Genomic DNA, 18600 nt, shown 5'->3' with positions numbered 1-18600 from the left:
CAGCTCCCGTCAGCCCTCGACCGTGTAGGTCTGGTGCTGCACCTGTCCGTCCCGCTCCACCTCCAGCTCGATGCGTGGGGCGTCGCGCAGGCGCGTGAAGGCCTCGAGCGCGTGCTCCATGCTGGTCAGGGACAGGCCATTGATGCGCCGCAGGACGTCCCCGTTGCGCAGCCCGAGCCGTGTGTAGAGGGAGTCCGGGCGGATGGAGAAGAGCTTGAAGCCCTTGGCCACTCCGTCCTGGAAGGCGGGGACCACCCGGGCCTGCATGGCGACCTGGTTGAGGTTGGCGAGGGTGTCGGCCACTTCCTGGCGGGAAATCTTGTAGTTGCCGGGACTCACCTGCCGGATGGACGAGGATGGCGCCAGGGGGGCGGGAGCGGCCGGGGCGTCGAGCGCGATGGCCGACCGGGACTCGATGGCCTCGAACCGCCCGTCACGCGAGAGCAGGACCCGGGTGCGATCGATGGCGATCACCCGCGCCCCCTGCCACTCCCCGCCGAGCCACAACGAGCGCGTGCGTTGGGTGGGAGTCTCGAGCACGGAGGCGAAGGTGTGGAGCGAAGAGGCGCCACGCATCGTGCCCAGCAGCCGCAGATCCGTGCGCGTGGGCACGGACTCCGGGTGGGAGGGGATGACCTCCCGGCGTAGCTTCTCCGGAAGTCCGAGGTAGCGACGCAGCGGGACGAGGGCCAGGGGCGTGGGGATTTCTTCCCGGCGTGGAGACACCTTCCGGACCACCGCGTCCGGGTCGGGTGGAGGGGGTTGCAACCAGGCATCCACGACGGAGTTCAGCGCGGAGGCGAGCATCAGGCACGCGCAGGCCACGCACAGCAGGCAGAGGGCGGGAAAGGCACGGCGGAGCAGGAGGTTCATGCGGCGCCTCCAGAGCAAGCCCGGGACCAACGGCCGCTCCCGAGGGGTACGCTTCCCCTCTCACCCTTCCGATGCGCCGGTTTGTCAGGAGCGCGCGCGCGGGAGCTGACAGAACGTCGGCCCTCAGTCGATTCCGTCCTCGGGAGTTGGCATCCGCATCAGGTGGGCCCGGATGTCCTTTCGTATCCACGCGTGCGGCAGCCCGTCGTGCATCGGGCGCTCACGCCTGTCATCCTGGCGGCGATACGCTGGCAGTTCCGGTCTGGTCTTGCGTGCGCGAAGGTACTCCGCTCGGGACACCTCCTCGTCGTCGACGAAGTAGTGCGGGTATCCCGGCTCCAAGGTGGACCCCTTCCACCGCCGGGAGATCCCCGCTCGCCTGCCGCGGAGGTAGTGATTTTCCTCGTATGGGAACAACGGATGTCCCCAGCGCTCGACACCATGCAGCTGGCTGTTCTCGTGCTCGCGAAGCTCGGAGATGAAGCCACCACTGACCCACAAGTCGATTCCCGAGCCACGGATGAAGCGCGTCCGGACGAGTTCGCGTCCCGCCTCATCGAACTGCCGCGCGAGGCCGTGCATCTGTCCCCTGACCCAGGGAACCCGCCATTGCACCGTCCCGTCGTCGTGGCGGGACACCTCGAGCCCGTGCGCCCGGCCCTGGGCGTCGAAGTAGCGCTCCGAGAAGATGGTCCCCTCGGAGGACCATGAAATCGAGGCTCGCCCCCTGGCGTGGATGAACTGGCCCCAGAGGCCATTGTCGTTGCGCCCGAATTCCTCGAACCGGGCCGAACGGGGAACACCCGGTGGCCAGACCAGACGCCTGCCCGCCAGGCGCACACGTGATGGCCGGCTCTTCGTCAGCGGTGTCTTTCGCATCGGGGCCCCTGACGGGAAGCTCCTGGTGACCTGACTGGATTCTCCCCGTGAAGACGGGCGAGACCCGCGCCATCATGTCCCATGTCCATGTTAGGGCTTCTCTTGTTGTGCCTGGGGGCGGCCCCCGTGACGGTCTCCGCCGCGGGCGATCTGCACCTGGGTTCCTCCTCCACCGAGGCGCACGTGAAGCCGCTGTCCCGGCTGCTCCAGGGCGACGTGCGTCTGGTGAACCTCGAGGGTCCCCTGTCGACATCGGGCCGTGAATCCGGAATGGCGGCGGATGGGACGCCCACGGGCCCGCTGCGCTTCAACGGGCCTCCGGCGGCGGCGAGGTGGCTCGCGGGCCGCGTGGATGCCGTCTCCCTGGCCAACAACCATGCGCTGGACCAGGGGCCCGAGGGCCTCGCGGAGACGGTCTCCGTGTTGCGCGAGCAGGGCATCCAGGCGGCCACCGGGACCACGGACGCGGAGTTGGTGCGCGGGGGCCGGCGGCTGCGTCTCATCGCGCGCGAGCTGCCCGAGTCCTGGTCCCCCGAGGACGAGTCCGCGCTGGAGTCACGGGTGCGCGAGGCGCGCGCGGTGGGCCCGGTGCTGGTGTCGCTGCACTGGGGCCGCGCGGGGGAGCTGTTGCCCACGGTGGATCAGCGCCAACTGGCGGCGAGGCTCATCGACGCGGGGGCCACGGCGGTGCTGGGGCATGGCCCGCACACGGCGCAAGGCATCGAGCGGCACGGGCGCGGCATCATCGCGTACTCGCTGGGCAACCTGGCCTTCGCCTGTGGCTGCACGGACGAGCGCGACGCCTACGTGCTGCGCTTCCGCATCGATGGCGCGGGGGCGGCGGTGGACGTGGAGGCGGTGCCGCTGCGGGCCGGACTGCGCGAGCCTCCCCGGCGCGCGGACGATCCGGGCGTGGCCCAGCTGCTGCGGAGCCTCTCGGAGGACCTCGGCAGCCAGGTGCGCCTGAAGGGCGGACGGGTGCTCATCCGCTGACCGGAGCCCGGCGCGGCGTCTGCTGTCTTCTCTGTCTCGGCACCACCCACACGGGGCGGTCAGGGGCTCATCAAGCCCCGGAGATGAAGGCGGGGTCGGGCGCGCGCTGCTCGGGGTCGGCGATGAGGAAGTCCTCGTCCTTGAGGGCTCCGCCGAGTTCCTTCTCCACCGATTGGATGAGCTTCGCGTTGCGCTGGTCGTTCTTCGTGAGGCGCGCGTCGGTATAGGTGGGGTCCGGCTTGTACCAGGGCATGCGCGCGAAGTGCTCCTGGAGCAGGGGGGATTTGAAGGGCCGTCCCCGCCGGGCGTAGATGGTGTTGCGCAGCAGGCGCAGGTCGCGCAGCGACAGCTCGCGCAGGTCCTTGAGCGAGAGCACCTCGTCCAGGGACCTCTCCATATACCCGCGCGAGGCGTCATCCGAGGCGAAGCTCCCCAGGGCCCGGCTGATCAGCCCCAGCTCGATGCGCTCCTCGGCGGAGAGCTTCTTGATGTCCGGTGCGACGGCGTCCACCTGCTGGCGCTTCTCGCGCGCGGAGAGCTCGGCCTCGTGGTACTTGCAGTCCTTGGACTTCTCGGCGTCCTGCTCGAAGGACCAGACCCAGCCCAACGGATGGCCCAGGACTTCGTCCTCGGTCTGTCCCGTGTAGCCGCGTAGGGAGCACGCGTAGACGGTGCGGCCCTTGACGTCGTCCTCGTAGGAGGGGACGTCGCCCCACCACTTGCCGGCCTCGCTCAGCAGGGCATCCTGTCTCTCCTCCAGGTCCTGATAGGTGAAGCCCAGCTCGTACCTCGCGATGTGCTGCACGTTCTCGCGGTCGACGGGTGACAGGAGCTTGTAGGTGAAGTTCTTGTTGGGCTTGAACCAGGGCTGCTTCTGGAAGTGCTCGCGCAGCCAGGTCTTGCGGAAGCCGGCCCAGCCATAGCGGGCGAAGATGGTGTTGCGCAGCAGGGACAGCTCGCGCAGGTTCTTTCCCTCCAGGCTGGGGCAGAGGGGAGGCGTCGACTCGTCGTCATCGGTCTCCGGGTCGTCTTCCTTTCCCGGTGTGCATAGGGGGGATTCGGAGTACCCGGGAATGTCCCGGGCCGCGGCGGGGACGTAGGGCTCCGCCCCGAGGGCGGGCGCCGACGCGACGAGGGTGGCCAGCACGAGGACGCGCATGTGTGTCACGCTAGGTCAATGCATTGGCGGTTGCACAGTCCCTGGCCCCTCCTGTTCTCGCTCGTGGTGGCGGTCCGTGCCGGGGGGGCGGAGCCTTCCGTTCCCGCCGCATCCGGGGCCGACTCCCCCCCACGCGCCCTGGCGTGTCTGGCGAAGTGGTACCCGGTGGAGCCGGTGAAGGTGGAGGGCGCGTGGCACTACAAGCTCGGCGCGGCCACGTACCCCTGGGATGACGGGAAGACGAAGTCCTTCGCGCAGAAGCTGGAGTCCCCGGACCTGGAGGACACGTTCTCCATTCCCTATGTCTCCGGGCCCATCCAACCGGTGACGCGCGAGAACGAGGACCCCGGACGCATCCGCTTCGATCCGCTCTTCCACGCGGCCTACGGAGACTCCGAGGCGAAGGTGGACGTGGTGGGCATCGACTTCCTGGGGCAGACGCTGAAGGTGCACCGCGCGGTGGCGCCGGCCTTCGGGCGCGTGGCGAAGCGGCTCGACGCGGTGTTGAAGCGGGAGCCATCGCTGCGGCCATACCTGCGCGGCCTGGGCGGCACCTTCGTGTGGCGGAAGATCGCCAATACCCAGCGACAGAGCGCGCACTCCTATGGTGTGTCGATCGATGTGAACGTGAAGCGCTCGCACTACTGGGAATGGGCGAAGCCGAAGGAGCCGGTGCGCTGGGCCAACCAGATTCCCCAGGTGCTCGTGGACGCCTTCGAGGCCGAGGGCTTCATCTGGGGCGGGCGCTGGTATCACTACGACACGATGCACTTCGAATACCGGCCGGAGTTGTTGGATCCCGCGTGCCGGTAGGATGAAGCGGTTGGAACCCGAGGGGGATTGAATGCGACGGATGGACCTGCGGCCGGTGGGGCGCGTGTTCGTGCTCCTGGTGGCCACGATTGTCTTCACGGGGGCGGCTCCCCAGGGCCAGGCGGCGCGGGAGGCGGAACTCACGTCATTGCTCCGCCATCTCGCGACGCAGGGGGCGGATGCGTCCGATTCCAAGGGGTGGAGCCACCTGGCGCTGCCGGGTCCGAACGACGTCATCCTGGGAAAGGGCGCCAGGACGCTCGGGGCCGCCGCGGCTCGTCTCCAGAAGGCCTACGCCCTGACACCCGAGGCCGCCCGGCACTTCCTGGCCGCGCGGCTCTGGCTCGTTCCACCGGGTGAGTCGTGGGAGTCGCTGTCCGAGGAGCAGGCCCTGCGCGCGTTGGAGGCCCACCGGGCGGCATTGCACGAGGCGCCGGGACATCCCGCGCTCGTTGCCTCCCTGATCGACAATGTGTCTGAACTCCTCAACGTTCCCGGGTATGCGCGAGCCGTGGCCGAGGCACTCGACACGGCGCCCGATCCAGCGGCGCTGGCGCTCCGATTGGCCCGGCTCGGACATTACACCTGGTCCTCCGAGTTCGCCGCGTACGCGGTGAGCCGCGAGCCCGAGACGCTGCCCCAGGCCCTGGACATCTTCGGACTGGACTCGCATGACGAGCGGGCGACCCAGTTCTACCTCGCGGCCTGGCGCGCGCTCACCGCGAGCAAGCAAGCCGCCTTCCCGCGGGAACTCGCGGAGCGCCTGGTCCGCAACCTCCTCGCGCAGTCACGGCCAGCACTGGCATTGAAGGTGCTGGATGCATTTCCGGCCGACGCCCGTCAGGCGCTGCTCGCGAAGGACGGGGAGGCGCTGTCGGAGAAACAGCGGCTGGCGCGGGACGAGCTGGGCCTGAGCATCGCCCTGACGTTGTTGGCCTCGGGCCGGGAAGCCGAGGCGCGCCTCTGGCACGAGGCGGTGAGGGCTCGGCCGGTGGTGGCTCCCGAGGAGGAGGGTGACGACGAAGGGCTCGGGGAGCGCGCGACGCTCCATCGCGAGCTGGCTGACTTTCTCTTCGCGTGGAAGCCCGGGGCGGATTCCTTCGAGCTGCTCCTGCTGCGAGTGGATGACGCGTTCGGGACGGCGGGCGCCATTCTCTGCGCGCGAGCGCTGGCTGCTCGCTTCCCGGAGCATGCGCGTAATGAGTTGGACTGGGCAGGGCGAATCGGTGACCGTTCCATGGTCAAGGAGTTGTTGTTCCTCCCGGCTGATCGTTTGAGCTTCCTCTCCGCCGCGCGAGCGGAGATGGAGGCGGCGCTCCAGGAGGAGCGGGCCCGGCTCGAGAAGGCACGCGCCCAGCTCACACCGCCCACCGAGCCGCGAGGCACGGCCGCACCGGACCCGATGGCCGCGCGCATCTCGGCCCACCTGGCCACTCCCGCCCTCCAGGTCTTCAGCGAGAAGGAGCTCCCGAAGGCGCGCGGGAAGACCGCCTGGAAGCCCATGAAGACACTGACGTTGCCGGAGGGCTTCCGGCTCGTGCGGGCCGAGCGCTCGAACCAGAAGGTCGTCGTGGTGGCGCTGTCGCAGCGGTTGGATCCGGTGGGTGAGCTGTCGGGTGGAGGGTACTGGGTGTTGCTGTCGGAGGACGGAGGCCAACACTGGGAGGCGCCGCTCTACACCGGTCTGCGGCAGTACCAGCCGTACGAGCTGGAGAAGGCGTCGCCCGTGCCCCTGCTGGACGGGCAGGTGTTGCGCCTCGCCGCCTCGGTGCGACAGCTCGACGAGAAGTCCGTCACCTTCCCGCCCATCGATCTCGAGGTGAAGCGCGAGGTGAAGAATCGGATGCTGGAGGCGCCGCTCGCCGCGCTCCGCCAGGACACCGATGGTGATGGACTCACGGACCTCGTGGAGGACCGGTTGCTACTCGACGCGAAGGCCGCCGATACGGACGGAGATGGCACGCCCGATGGCAACGACACGCTGCCGCAGGTGCCCGCGGTCTCGTCGGCGCCGCCAGCGGATGTGCGGGCCGAGCTCGTGTCCACGCTGCTCTTCGAGCTGGCCGGGAAGAAGGATGTCCCACCGGGCCTGGTGACCGGAGTTCCCCCGGGGGAGTCGCGGGCGGATCCCCTCCGGCTGCCCCAATTCCAGGCGCCCACCTCGCTCGAGGATCTCTCCTTCCTGTCGCTGGACCGGTCGGAACTCCGAGGCGTCCACGCTCCGGCCACGACCGTGACGTTCAGCGAGGCGGAGCTTCAACGTGCCCGGGAACGCTTCGGCATGTTCTTCCCGCTGGACATCGAGATCCACGTGAACCTCGCGGGGGATCGGGCGCTCCTCGTCTGGAACGAGCGGTGGCGCGGGGGGTCCTTCCTGGCGCGTCGCGACAAGGGGCGCTGGGTGCTCGAATCGCGCGGGAACTGGGTGACCTGAGCAGGCGTGCTCCCCTGGCGGTTGCCCACTTCGGAGCGCACGAGGAACGCGTGCTCCGCCGCCGGGCGTGGTAGGGCTTCGGGGATGAAGCGATTGCCGTTGCTCCTCGCCCCCCTGGTGCTCCTCGCCTCCGCCGCCCGGGCCCAGTCCACGCCCCCCGCGGAGAAGGCCGCGGCCCGGTCCCTGGACGCTTCCCGGCTGCGCGCCCATATCGAGTTCCTGGCTTCGGATCTGCTCGAGGGCCGGGGGCCGGGCACGCGCGGCGACGCCCTGGCCCAGCTCTACATCGCGACGCAGTTCCAGTTGCTCGGGCTCCAGCCCATGCCCGCGGGGCGGGGCTACCTCCAGCCCTTCGAGCTGGTGGGCATGACGGGGCATCCCGAGACGATGGCCTTCACCGGCCCCTCGGAGACGCTGCGGCTCCAGTCCGGCGCGGACTTCATCGCCCACGCCGGGCAGCCGTCCGAGAACATCGAGTTGAAGGACTCGGAGCTGATCTTCGTGGGCTACGGCATCCAGGCGCCGGAGTTCGACTGGGACGACTTCAAGGGCGTGGACGTGCGGGGCAAGACGCTGCTCATCCTGAACAACGATCCCGAGGATGACCCCTCGCTCTTCGCGGGGAGGACGCGGCTGCGCTACGGCCGGTGGGACTACAAGTACGAGCAGGCGGCGAAGGTGGGCGCGGCGGGGGCGATCCTCCTGCACACGACGCCGAGCGCGGGCTACCCCTGGCAGGTGGTGCGCACGTCCTGGTCGGGAGAGCAGTTCGAGCTGCCCTCGGGAGATGTCCCTCGCCTGCGGGTGAAGGGCTGGACGACGGAGGAGGCCACGCGCCGGGTGCTGCACCTGACGGGCAAGGACCTGGACGTGCTGCGCGCGGCGGCCCAGAAGCGCGACTTCCAGCCCGTGCCGCTGGGCGTGAAGGTGTCCACGCGCTTCGCCAATCAGGTGCACCGCCGTCCCACGGCGAACGTGCTGGGCCTGCTGCCCGGGAGCGATCCGGTGCTGTCCAGGGAGGTGGTGCTCTACACGGCGCACCATGATCACCTGGGCATCAAGGAGGACGCGCAGCCGGGCGAGGACGCCATCTACAACGGGGCGGTGGACAACGCGTCCGGCGTGGCGGCGATGCTGGAGGTGGCGCGGGCCTTCACCGCGCTGCCCAGGCGCCCGGCGCGCTCCATCCTCTTCGCCGCGGTGGCCGCCGAGGAGCAGGGCCTGTTGGGCTCGCGCTACCTCGCCGAGCACCTGCCGGTGCCGCCCGGACGCGTGGCGGCCAACCTCAACATCGACGGGCTCAACATCCACGGGCGCACCCGGGACGTGACGGTCATCGGCCTGGGCAAGTCCTCACTGGACAAGCCCCTCATCGCGCTGGTGCGGGAGCAGGGCCGGGTGGTGAAGCCGGACCAGTTGCCGGACCGGGGCTTCTTCTACCGCTCGGACCAGTTCAACTTCGCGAAGCTGGGAATTCCCGCCGCCTATTTCAGCAGTGGCCTGGACTTCATCGGCCGCCCGGCGGGCTGGGGGCGCGAGCGCCGGGAGAAGTGGGAGGCCGGGCACTACCATCAGCCCTCGGACGAGGTGGGTCCGGAATGGGACCTGTCCGGCGCGCTGGAGGACGTGCGCTTGTTCTTCCTGCTGGGGGCTCATGTCGCCCGCACCCGGGAGGCTCCGCGCTGGAATCCGGGCGACGAATTCGAGGCGCCCCGCCGCCAGGCGCTCGAGGCGCTGGACTCCGGGGGAGCGAGGTAACGAACGCTTTCCATTCATCCCTACGGCACCCACTCACTCTGGGTGTTAAGGCTTACAGCCATGCCTGAATTCCAGATCGTCAGCGACTACAAGCCCCAGGGCGATCAACCGCGCGCCATCGGTGAGCTCACCGAGGGGATTCTGCGGGGAGATCGCTACCAGACGCTGCTGGGCGTCACCGGCTCGGGCAAGACCTTCACCATGGCGAACCTCATCGCCAACGTGAAGCGCCCCACGCTGCTCATCGCGCACAACAAGCTGCTCGCCGCCCAGCTCTACGGGGAATACAAGGCGCTCTTCCCCCACAACGCCGTCGAGTACTTCGTCTCGTACTTCGACTACTACCAGCCCGAGGCCTACATCCCCACCTCGGACACCTTCATCGAGAAGGACTCGTCGGTGAACGACGAGATCGAGCGCATGCGCCACTCGGCCACGCACTCGCTGCGCACGCGTGACGACGTGCTCATCGTGGCGAGCGTGTCGTGCATCTACGGCCTCGGTACGGCGCGCTCGTACGTGGATCTGGCGGTGACGGTGAACGTGGGCGCGGAGCTGGGCCGCGACAGCTTCATCCGCCGGCTGGTGGAGAGCCAGTACGAGCGAAACGATCTCGACTTCCACCGCGGGACGTTCCGGGCCCGGGGCGACACGGTGGAAGTGTTCCCCGCCTACGAGGAGGAGCGCGCGGTGCGCGTGAGCTTCTTCGGCGACGAGGTGGAGAAGATCACCGAGTTCGATCCGCTGCGCGGCGTGACGCTGGGCGCGCTGGAGAAGGTCGTCATCTTCCCCGCGAGCCACTACGTCACCGAGGCGGACACGCGCAAGAACGCGCTGCAGACCATCCGCGACGAGCTGAGCGAGCGGCTCCAGGAGTTCCAGCGCGAGGGCAAGCTCTTGGAGGCGCAGCGGCTGGAGCAGCGCACGATGTACGACCTCGAGATGATCGAGCAGATCGGCTACTGCAACGGCATCGAGAACTACTCGCGGCACTTCTCGGGGCGGCGGACCGGAGAGCCACCGCCGTGTCTCATCGACTACTTCCCGCGCAACATGCTGGTGCTCATCGACGAGAGCCACCAGACGGTGCCGCAGATTGGCGCCATGTACCGCGGGGATCGGGCGCGCAAGGAGACGCTGGTGGCGCACGGCTTCCGCCTGCCCAGCGCCCTGGACAACCGTCCGCTCAAGTTCACCGAGTTCGAGGAGATGGTGCAGCAGGCCGTCTTCGTGTCGGCGACGCCGGCCGAGTACGAGCTGCAGAAGTCCAAGGGCGTGGTGGTGGAGCAGATCATCCGCCCCACGGGCCTGACGGATCCCGAGGTGGAGGTCCGCCCGGCGCGCAACCAGGTGGACGACGTGCTGGAGGAGGTGCGCCAGCGCGTGACGAAGAACGAGCGCGTGCTGGTGACCACCCTCACCAAGCGCATGGCGGAGGACCTGACCGAGTACCTCACCGAGGTGGGCGTCAAGGTGCGCTACCTGCACTCGGACATCGGCGCCATCGAGCGCACGGCGATCATCCGCGACCTGCGCAAGGGCGAGTTCGACGTGCTGGTGGGCATCAACCTGCTGCGCGAGGGGCTCGACATCCCCGAGGTGTCGCTGGTGGCCATCTTCGACGCGGACAAGGAAGGCTTCCTGCGCAGCCACGTGTCGCTCATCCAGACGATCGGCCGCGCGGCGCGTAACCTGAATGGCCACGTCATCATGTACGCGGATGCCGTGACGGACTCGATGCGCGTCGCCCTCGAGGAGACCAACCGCCGCCGCGAGGTGCAGCGCGCCTACAACACGGAGCACGGCATCACCCCCAAGGCGGTCAAGAGCAACATCCTCGACCTGTCCGAGCACCTCTACGACGGCGACCCCACGGCGCTGCCCATGGCGGCCGACTCGGCCAACGACGTGCTCGAGCCGAAGGAGATCAAGAGCCTCATCGCGCAGACGACCAAGGACATGCAGCACTACGCGGACGAGATGGAGTTCGAGAAGGCCGCGGCGATGCGTGACCGGTTGCTGATCCTCAAGGACATGGACCTGGGGCTCAAGGCGCCCAGCCGCGCGCTGCTCAACGCTCCGGCGAAGGCGGACGACGAGCCCAAGGCGGGCACTCCGGGAGGCCGCAAGGGCAAGGGCTACAAGCGCGCGAGCGGCTCCTCCCGGGGGAAGGGTGGGGGACCGCCCCACGGCAAGACGGGAATCGGCCCGAGGAAGAGCCGCTAATCACCCATGGACGCGAAGCTCGAAGCCAAGCTGGAAGCGCTGCCCACCGAGCCCGGCGTGTACCTGATGAAGGACCGCCGGGGCGAAATCATCTACGTGGGCAAGGCCATCAACCTGCGCAACCGGGTGCGCTCCTACTTCACCCGCACCGGGGACGCGCGCGCCTTCGTGTCCCTGCTGGACAAGTTCCTCGGGGACCTGGAGACGGTGATCGTTCACAACGAGAAGGAAGCCCTCCTCCTCGAGAACGAGCTCATCAAGAAGCACAAGCCGCGTTTCAACGTCCTGCTCAAGGACGACAAGCAGTACATCTCCCTGCGGTTGGACAGGAAGCAGTTCTATCCGCGGTTGGAGGTGGTGCGGCGCTACGAGAAGGACGGGGCGCGCTACTTCGGCCCATACTCCAGCGCGAGCGCCATCCGCGAGACGCTGCGCGTCATCAACCGCTTCTTCCACCTGCGCACGTGCACGGACCACGTGCTGGCCAACCGCAAGCGGCCCTGCCTGTTGCACCAGATTGGCCGGTGTCCGGCACCGTGCGTCTACCCTGTACCGGAGGACGAGTACCGCAAGAGCGTGGACGAGGTGGTGCTCTTCCTGGAGGGCAAGGCGGGAGAACTGGTGGACGGGCTGCGCGCGCGCATGAAGCAGGCCTCGGCGGAGCTCAAGTTCGAGGAGGCCGCGCGCATCCGCGACCAGTTGCGCGCCATCGAGCGCAGCCTCGAGCGGCAGAAGGTGGCCACCACCGACTTCAAGGATCAGGACGTCTTCTCCTTCCACCGGGAGGGCGACCGTCTGCTCGTCTACGTTCTCTACGTGCGGCAGGGGCGGCTCAATGGAGGCCAGGCGTTTCCCCTGGGCAGCCAGGAGTTCCCCGACGAGGAGCTGCTGCCCTCCTTCGTGAACCTCTACTACGACCAGGGCAACTTCGTGCCCGAGGAGGTGCTCATGCCCCTGGACGTGGAGGAGCGCGAGGGCCTGGAGGCGCTGCTGACCGAGCGCAAGGGCGACCGGGTGCGGGTGATGGTGCCCAAGCGCGGCGAGAAGCGCGACCTGGTGGAGATGGCGCAGAAGAACGCCGAGCAGGCCGCGCTCGAGCGCCGCCGCACCAAGGACGAGACGGAGAACGTGCTGCGCCGGCTCCAGGAGCGGCTGGGGCTGCGCCGCCTGCCTCGCCGCATGGAATGTTTCGACATCTCACACTTCCAGGGCGCGAGCATCGTGGCCTCCCAGGTGGCCGCCACGGATGGGGAGATCGACAAGTCGCGCTACCGGCGCTACCGCATCAAGACGCTGGAGAAGCAGGACGACTTCGCGAGCATGCACGAGGTCATCACCCGCCGGCTCAAGCGGGGCCAGGAGGAGGAGGACCTGCCGGACCTGCTGGTCATCGACGGAGGCAAGGGACAGCTCGCCAGCGCGCTCGCCGCCGCGAAGGACCTGGGCGTGGAGGGGGTGGACATCGTCTCGCTGGCCAAGAGCCGGGACCTGGAGGTGCATGACCGCGACGAGGAGAGCGCCCAGAGCCCCGAGCGCGTCTTCCTGCCCCACCGCAAGGATCCCATCGTGCTGCGTCAGAACTCGGCGGAGCTCTACCTGCTCACGCGGCTGCGCGACGAGGCCCACCGCTTCGCGATTACCTTTCAACAGAAGAGCATGCGCCGGGGCAATTTCCGCTCGGCGCTGGACGACATTCCGGGCGTGGGCGCGACGCGCAAGAAGCTCCTGCTGCGCCACTTCGGCTCGCTCAAGCGCGTGCGCGAGTCGACCATCGAGGAGCTGGCCGAGGTGCTCGGGCCCACCGTGGCCGAGCGCGCTCACGCGGCGCTCCATGGCCATCAGGACGAGGACGAGGCCGACCCGATCCGCGAGGCGTCCCTGGCGGATGCGGATGATTTGATCAACGAAAAGTCAGAAGAAGGCTCGCCACCCGGCTCGCCGTGATTAATTTCCGGTTTAACGCGGGGCTGATGAGGCCGCTGCATCCGCGAAGTTCTTGGGGTTTTTCATTGCGACCGGGCTCGGCGCTGATTTATAGCGGAAAGGTCCAGTCGAGACGTCTTCAAGGGGCGAGGGACCTAATTATGAGGCTCTATCCGAAGGTGATCCCAATCATCTCCCGGGAGGTCGTCCAGAGGCTGATGCAGGACGGCGATGTCGAGGTGGAGCAGATGCGCGTCGCCGACGCCGAGATGGATCTGTCCGCCATCATGCGCGAGTACCTGGCGAACGAGGAGCGTGTGAATCAGGCCACGCGCGAGGCCCTGGAGCGCCGGGGCTACGACTACTCCAAGTTCAATCAGGTCAAGCGTGAGATGGCCGACGTCCGCGGCTTCAAGATGGGCGACGAGGGCATCGAATACGTCATCAACCAGATGATTGAATTCCTGCTCATCAGCCGCAACGTGGAGGAGGTCTACGCCGCCGATAACGTGCTGCGGCAGAAGATCCACGTGGTGATGAAGAAGCACCTGGACGTGGACGAGGAGATCGACCGCGAGGCCCGCTCCCGCCTGCGCCACCTGCAGGAAGGCACGAGCGCCTTCGACATCGAGTACAACAAGACGGTGGAGCAGATCCGTCGGGCGCGGGGCCTCATCTAGTCGGAGAGGAGGCAGGCGCAGCGGGCCCCTCGTTTTCCGGCCCCCCCCAGCCTCCATCCGCTGCCTCCGCTGCTTACCCTCTTTTCAGAGGAGGCAGCGTCGATGGTCGGAATCTTCTCCCCCTTCATGGTCGCCGGGTTGCTCACCGCCAGCCCGGCCGGCTTCACCTTCGATGGTCCCGAGGTCACCGCGCGCACGGTGGGGAACGTCGGCTACTTCACTCAAGGTCCCACGCCCTTCGCGGACCTCTTCGAACGGGGAGCGGGCTCGGTCCAGTTCTCCGCGCGGGAGCGAATCGCGGACCCGCGGGCCACCTACGGGGACGCCGGGCGCCTGGAGGCCACCTTCACTCTCGGGGCCACCACGTACCGGGTGGAGTTGGATCAACCGGGCTTTCCTCCCGCCCAGGGCACCGGCTCCCTGCCTCCGCCTCCCGCCCAGCCCATCTCCGGCGGGGTGGTGGTGAACCAGGCGCTGCATGGAGGGGCGGCGCTCGGCTCCCCCGCCATGTCCCGGGTGCATGCGGCCGCGGCGCTCTGGGGGGTGGGGCGACTGTGGCGCAATGGCCAGTTGATCACCGACAAGGCCATCATCCACGCCGCCGCCCTGTCGCACGGCGCCCATGCGGACGATGACACCTTCCGGTTGCTCCCGGTGGCGCGCGAGGGAGACACGGAGCTGAGCGTGCTGGTGTGGAACCTGCCCCTCCAACTCGAGCCCCGCGGCTTCATCCAGTTCGACTTCGATGACGTGGCCATCTCCGTGAATGGGCTCGAGGTGCCCGCGCTCGCGGCCGTGCCCACCGCCGGGGCGTTCGTCGGAGTCTCTCCGCCGAGCACGCCGGTTCCGGGCGGTGTGTTCCTCGGGGGCGTGGCCACCCCCACTGCGTCCTCCCCGACGTCGCCGCAGCAGGGAACGGGAGGCTCGGGTCTGGCGAACGCGGGACAGGGAACGGCTGGCTCGGGCACGGTCCAGACCGCGACCTCGCCCCTGGCGGGCACGGGGCAGACCGGTGCCTCCCCCCTGGCGAGCACGGGCCAGGCCGGTGTCACGCCCCTGGTGAACACGGGACAGAGCGGAGCCACGCCCCTGGCGAACGCGGGACAGACCGGGACGTCCGCGTTGGATCGGCAGCGCCTCGGGCCGGAGGTCTTCGATCGGACCACGGAGCGGGTGGCGACCGCCACCTCCAACGCGCTGCCGACCGATGTGGCGGCGAGCACCACGAGCTCGGCGAACATCTCCGAGACCTTCCAGAGTCCGGAGCGGGTGGCGATCTCCACCCAACCCGCGGGGGGGACCGGTGTCATCTCGCCCCCCACGGTGCCCAACGGCTTCCTGAATGATCAGCGGGTGAGTCTGTCCGACAACCGGCCTCCGCCCGCGCTCAATGGCTTCGTTCCGCTCTCCCCGGGCGCGTCGGGCGTGCCTTCCGCCGTGTCCACCCAGGGCTCGTTCTCCGTCGTCCCGCTGGTGCCAGGGGTGGCGGGTCCGGAGTTCGCCTTCGGGGGCAATCGCGTGTCGACCGACGTGGTGGCGACGCCGGGCCCGCTGACTTCTCGCGCGGTGGCGGTGCCCCTCGTGGCCACGCCGCAGCCGCTCAATGGCCAGCCGCCAGCGCCCCTCGTGGCCACACCGCGGCCGCTCAACGGGACGGCCGCGGTGCCGCTCATCGCCACGCCGCCGCCGCTCAACACGCAGCCCCTGTCCGTCGGGGCGGCCGGTGGCGCCGTGGTGCCCGGGAGTGCCGTGGCGCCCGGTGCCGCCGCGGCGCCCGCCGTGGGCGGCTCGGGGCGGTGAGGCTCCGGCCCGGCTCCGCTCGAGGGGGGAGCCGGGCGAAAAATTGACCCCTCGCTACGCACCTGTAGCTTGATGGGCATGACGACACCCGCTCTCGCTCGTGGTGCCGCTCCCGCGAAGCTGCGCCGCGTGGGGGCGGATCCGCTCCGCCAGTCCATGCTGTACTTGGCCCACCTGCTGCCCGAGCGGGCCGATGCCACCGTGATGATGGACTTCCTGGAGGACGATCTGCGCGAGGGGCTCGACGCGCTGAGCGACGTGGAGGCGCACTTCACGGAGCTGCTCGAGGCGCTCCGGCCAGAGGCCGTCTGCCCGAGGGGGCTGATCGAGGCGGGGGATGATCTGCTCGTGCAGGAGCGGCTGGAGCTGCTGATGGACGTGGTGATGCGCCTGCGCCGCCGGCTGTCGCAGGCGGCGGGGCTGATGCGTCAGACGCCTACCACTTGAGGGCTTCCTTACCCTGGGACTGCCGCGCCTGTTCGCCCGGACGGGAGAACGAGGTGAGCGTGGCGCGCACGGCGCCCAGGTCGATGCTGCCCACGGCCGCGAGCGGCAGGCGGCGCGCGTCGTCGGAGATCCACACGTGGACCTCGCGCGACTGCGAGGGCTTGTCCAGGCGCACCGCGGTGCCCGACAGGTGCCAGGCCTCGAACTCACCCAGGGGCATGGACACGTGCTCACGCTTGAGCACGGTGCCCGCCATGCGCCACATGCGGCGCACCCCGTAGACGTCGAAGCACACGGGCAGGCCTTCCTTGAGCGGCAGCTGGCGCAGCATGTAGATGGCGCCGGCCACGTCCAGGCCATCGTGCTCGTAGGTCAGGTCGTTGTGGCCCTTCTTGCCCTTGAGCGTGTAGTCCACGCGGACGCTGCGCCGGTTGGGGTTGAAGGCCACCTCCACCGTGCGCCGCACCTCGTTCTCCATGGCGTCCTCGGTGTAGCGCGAGCTGCGCAGCGTCTTGGGGTGCAGGTAGCTCACGGCGGTGGCATCCACCCGGCGCACCTTGGAGAAGAAGGAGTTGGTCTGCACCTTGATCTGCACGGGCAGCACGCCGTCCTGCTTCTTCTGCACCTGCATGGTCATCTTCCCGGCGGTGGCGCCCATGGCGTCGAGGTCGAAGTCGAGCAGCTCGCCGGGAGCGAACGCCATGGGGTTGCGCGGCTGGGGCAGGACCTGGGTGCAGCGCGGCACCGAGACCGGAGCCGCGGGGGCCGCCGGGGCCGCCGTCACCGGTTGGGCCTTGTGTTCCTCGGGCCCATCGGTGTCCGGAAGCTGGGCCCAGGCCGCGGAGGAGAAGCACAGCAGCAGGGGGGCGAGGGCGGTACGCATGGGGTTCATCCTTGCTTCTCCAGGTGAGGGGGCTCCAACGTCACTTCGGATGGACGCCCGAACGCTTCGCTTCTTCAGCCGCGTTCCAGCGCTGGCGCAAGCGCGCCGTCATCTCGCGGCGCACCTGCTCCCATCGGCCGCCATTCAACTCCACCTCGTACCCCGAGCGGGTGAGCCGTCGAGCGGCCTCGCGGGCGAAGGCGCGCTCCCCCAGCGACTCCAGGAGCTGGAGGTACTCGTAGTCCTCCAGCCCATCGCGCAGGTGCTTGAGGCGCAGGGACACCACGGGCTGGTGGCGGGAGAGGCCCGTGTGCGCCGGGGTGCCCGGGTAGAAGAAGGTGCCGTCGCCGTTGCCGCCGAACTCGAACACCTCCTTCCAGGGGTCCTTCGTGTTGTAGGCGAAGACGGTGTCGAAATAGAGCTCGCCGTCCACGCCGGAGAGGAAGGCCAGCGGCCCCATGGCGCGGTTGAGCGGGGCGGGGTGATCCACCATGTACGAGGCCCAGCCGCTGTAGGCCTTCTCCGTGGCGGAGTCCTTGGCGGGGCCGCCCGTGCAGCCGTGCGAGTTGCAGCTCTGGTACCACCACACCTTCACGTTCGGCGCGAGCTTGCCGCGCAGGGTCTGCAACGGGACGACGTTGCGGCACGTCTGGGGGCCGGGGCGGGGGAAGAAGCAGTTGAGGGTGGGGGCGAGGATGTCCGCCGAGCCGCGCAAGGCCTCGTCCAGGGGCGAGGTGACGAGCACCGGCACGTCCTTGCCGGCCGTGCGCACGCGCAGGGCCTGGGCGCGCACGAGCGGCACGTCCTCGGGCTTGGGCTCGTCCTTGGCGTAGAAGAAGAGCTGGGCGGGCCAGCCCTTGTCCTTGGCGTGCTCGGCGAAGGCCCGGTAGTACGCGGCCTTCTGCTCGTCGGTGCGGGCGGCCTTCGAGTCGCGCACGTCCACGGTGGTGAAGCGGGCGCCCGAGGGCAGCGCCGAGCCGTCGAGGAAGGGCCCCACCTCGGCGTCATAGGCGCGGAAGTCCAGCACCGCGCGGCCCTCCTCGAAGCGCACCGGCGGGGGCTCCATGCTCATGCCATGGGCGCTGACGCGGTGGGCGAGCAGCGCCGTCACGTAGTCGCGCAGCAGCGTCTGGGCCTCGGGTGACTCGGGCTTGAGTCCATGGCCCTTGGCGATGCTGTAGAGCGAGATGCCGAAGCTGTTGGGCAGCGACGAGGTGGCGGGCAGGACGAAGGGTTGCACCTCGGCGGTGAAGGGCACGCTCGCCGCGGGCGCGCCTTCCATGTCCAGCTTCAGCGCGCCCTGGTAGGTGCCGGGCCGCTGGGTCTTGGGTGCGCACAGCTCCACGTAGAGCACCAGGGGGGCCTGGGTGTCCTTCCGGGGCGCCTCCACCGGAACGAGCGGGTCCGGCCACGCGCCCGTGCCTCCCTGGGAGTTGGAGGGCGTCTTCACCTCCAGGAATTCCTCGCGCCACACCGAGGCCTCCAGGGGCGTGCCCGGTCCCCGCAGCGCGAGCGGCGCCACCTGGACGCGCGACACGCCGGGCGGCAGCACCACCTGGGCCCCCTCGCACTCTCCGCGAGCGAGGCTCAACCGGGCTTCCTTCTCACCCGGGAGGGACACGCCCGGCCGCACCTTCTCCAGGGCCGACACCACCCGTGGCGCGGGCGCCACGGTCATCATCCCCGCCAACCACCAACCGACCATCCCCACTGCCGCCATGTCACCCCTCGG

14 protein-coding genes are annotated in these 18600 nt (G+C 69.2%); 9 read left to right on the top strand and 5 right to left on the bottom strand.

What is annotated here, in order from left to right:
- Positions 1-9: 9 nt before the first annotated feature.
- The gene (gene gspC, locus D187_RS09900) at positions 10-873 is read right to left on the bottom strand and encodes a type II secretion system protein GspC (RefSeq protein ID WP_002625135.1); all 864 of its coding nucleotides are present in this window, start codon (positions 871-873) and stop codon (positions 10-12) included.
- 123 nt (positions 874-996) lie between these two features.
- Positions 997-1752: a toxin-antitoxin system YwqK family antitoxin gene (locus D187_RS09895; RefSeq protein ID WP_155893275.1), complete on the bottom strand. Its 756-nt coding sequence runs from the start codon at positions 1750-1752 to the stop codon at positions 997-999.
- A gap of 126 nt (positions 1753-1878) precedes the next feature.
- Between D187_RS09895 and D187_RS09890 the strand changes: the two genes are divergently transcribed.
- Positions 1879-2745, top strand: coding sequence for a CapA family protein (locus D187_RS09890; RefSeq protein ID WP_002625133.1), 867 nt, complete (start codon positions 1879-1881; stop codon positions 2743-2745).
- Positions 2746-2815: 70 nt separating this feature from the next.
- Here the strand turns inward: D187_RS09890 and D187_RS09885 are convergent, their stop codons facing one another.
- Positions 2816-3904 (bottom strand): YARHG domain-containing protein, encoded by a 1089-nt coding sequence (locus tag D187_RS09885; protein ID WP_002625132.1) that lies wholly within the window; start codon positions 3902-3904, stop codon positions 2816-2818.
- 30 nt (positions 3905-3934) lie between these two features.
- On the opposite strand from D187_RS09885, the gene D187_RS09880 reads away from it, so the two are divergent.
- The 8 genes from D187_RS09880 (at position 3935) to D187_RS09845 (ending at position 15985) form a co-directional block, all read left to right on the top strand.
- Entirely contained in the window at positions 3935-4717 is a 783-nt protein-coding gene (locus D187_RS09880) for a M15 family metallopeptidase (protein WP_245591662.1), read from the top strand.
- Positions 4718-4748: 31 nt separating this feature from the next.
- A complete protein-coding gene (locus D187_RS09875; RefSeq protein ID WP_155893274.1) occupies positions 4749-7151 on the top strand; it encodes a hypothetical protein in 2403 nt (800 codons plus the stop codon).
- 84 nt (positions 7152-7235) lie between these two features.
- Positions 7236-8909, top strand: a complete 1674-nt coding sequence (locus D187_RS09870; protein ID WP_002625129.1) for a M20/M25/M40 family metallo-hydrolase — start codon at positions 7236-7238, stop codon at positions 8907-8909.
- Positions 8910-8969: 60 nt separating this feature from the next.
- The gene (gene uvrB / locus D187_RS09865; RefSeq protein WP_002625128.1) at positions 8970-11135 is read left to right on the top strand and encodes an excinuclease ABC subunit UvrB; all 2166 of its coding nucleotides are present in this window, start codon (positions 8970-8972) and stop codon (positions 11133-11135) included.
- Between the two features lie 6 nt (positions 11136-11141).
- Positions 11142-13079, top strand: a complete 1938-nt coding sequence (gene uvrC, locus D187_RS09860) for an excinuclease ABC subunit UvrC (RefSeq protein WP_002625127.1) — start codon at positions 11142-11144, stop codon at positions 13077-13079.
- Between the two features lie 140 nt (positions 13080-13219).
- Positions 13220-13738 (top strand): DUF507 family protein, encoded by a 519-nt coding sequence (locus D187_RS09855; protein ID WP_002625126.1) that lies wholly within the window; start codon positions 13220-13222, stop codon positions 13736-13738.
- Between the two features lie 102 nt (positions 13739-13840).
- Entirely contained in the window at positions 13841-15538 is a 1698-nt protein-coding gene (locus D187_RS09850; RefSeq protein WP_002625125.1) for a hypothetical protein, read from the top strand.
- Between the two features lie 78 nt (positions 15539-15616).
- Positions 15617-15985: a hypothetical protein gene (locus tag D187_RS09845; RefSeq protein WP_155893273.1), complete on the top strand. Its 369-nt coding sequence runs from the start codon at positions 15617-15619 to the stop codon at positions 15983-15985.
- On the opposite strand, the gene D187_RS09840 is transcribed toward D187_RS09845, so the two are convergent.
- Together D187_RS09840 and D187_RS09835 are read right to left on the bottom strand one after the other, a co-directional pair.
- Entirely contained in the window at positions 15975-16877 is a 903-nt protein-coding gene (locus tag D187_RS09840; RefSeq protein ID WP_002625123.1) for a DUF3108 domain-containing protein, read from the bottom strand. The two genes, D187_RS09845 and D187_RS09840, sit on opposite strands and share 11 nt — an antisense overlap.
- A gap of 31 nt (positions 16878-16908) precedes the next feature.
- Positions 16909-18588: a DUF4091 domain-containing protein gene (locus tag D187_RS09835; protein WP_211241483.1), complete on the bottom strand. Its 1680-nt coding sequence runs from the start codon at positions 18586-18588 to the stop codon at positions 16909-16911.
- Positions 18589-18600 lie beyond the last annotated feature (12 nt).

Origin of the sequence: Cystobacter fuscus DSM 2262, assembly GCF_000335475.2 — a bacterium.
Taxonomy (GTDB): Bacteria; Myxococcota; Myxococcia; order Myxococcales; family Myxococcaceae; genus Cystobacter; species Cystobacter fuscus.
This window is presented reverse-complemented; position numbering and strand designations above follow the sequence as displayed.

Coding starts and splice junctions, on each gene's coding strand:
- gspC (WP_002625135.1), bottom strand. CDS start 873: ATGAACCTCCTGCTCCGCCGTGCCTTTCCCGCCCTCTGCCTGCTGTGC.
- D187_RS09895 (WP_155893275.1), bottom strand. CDS start 1,752: ATGCGAAAGACACCGCTGACGAAGAGCCGGCCATCACGTGTGCGCCTG.
- D187_RS09885 (WP_002625132.1), bottom strand. CDS start 3,904: ATGCGCGTCCTCGTGCTGGCCACCCTCGTCGCGTCGGCGCCCGCCCTC.
- D187_RS09875 (WP_155893274.1), top strand. CDS start 4,749: ATGCGACGGATGGACCTGCGGCCGGTGGGGCGCGTGTTCGTGCTCCTG.
- D187_RS09870 (WP_002625129.1), top strand. CDS start 7,236: ATGAAGCGATTGCCGTTGCTCCTCGCCCCCCTGGTGCTCCTCGCCTCC.
- uvrB (WP_002625128.1), top strand. CDS start 8,970: ATGCCTGAATTCCAGATCGTCAGCGACTACAAGCCCCAGGGCGATCAA.
- uvrC (WP_002625127.1), top strand. CDS start 11,142: ATGGACGCGAAGCTCGAAGCCAAGCTGGAAGCGCTGCCCACCGAGCCC.
- D187_RS09855 (WP_002625126.1), top strand. CDS start 13,220: ATGAGGCTCTATCCGAAGGTGATCCCAATCATCTCCCGGGAGGTCGTC.
- D187_RS09850 (WP_002625125.1), top strand. CDS start 13,841: ATGGTCGGAATCTTCTCCCCCTTCATGGTCGCCGGGTTGCTCACCGCC.
- D187_RS09845 (WP_155893273.1), top strand. CDS start 15,617: ATGACGACACCCGCTCTCGCTCGTGGTGCCGCTCCCGCGAAGCTGCGC.
- D187_RS09840 (WP_002625123.1), bottom strand. CDS start 16,877: ATGAACCCCATGCGTACCGCCCTCGCCCCCCTGCTGCTGTGCTTCTCC.
- D187_RS09835 (WP_211241483.1), bottom strand. CDS start 18,588: ATGGCGGCAGTGGGGATGGTCGGTTGGTGGTTGGCGGGGATGATGACC.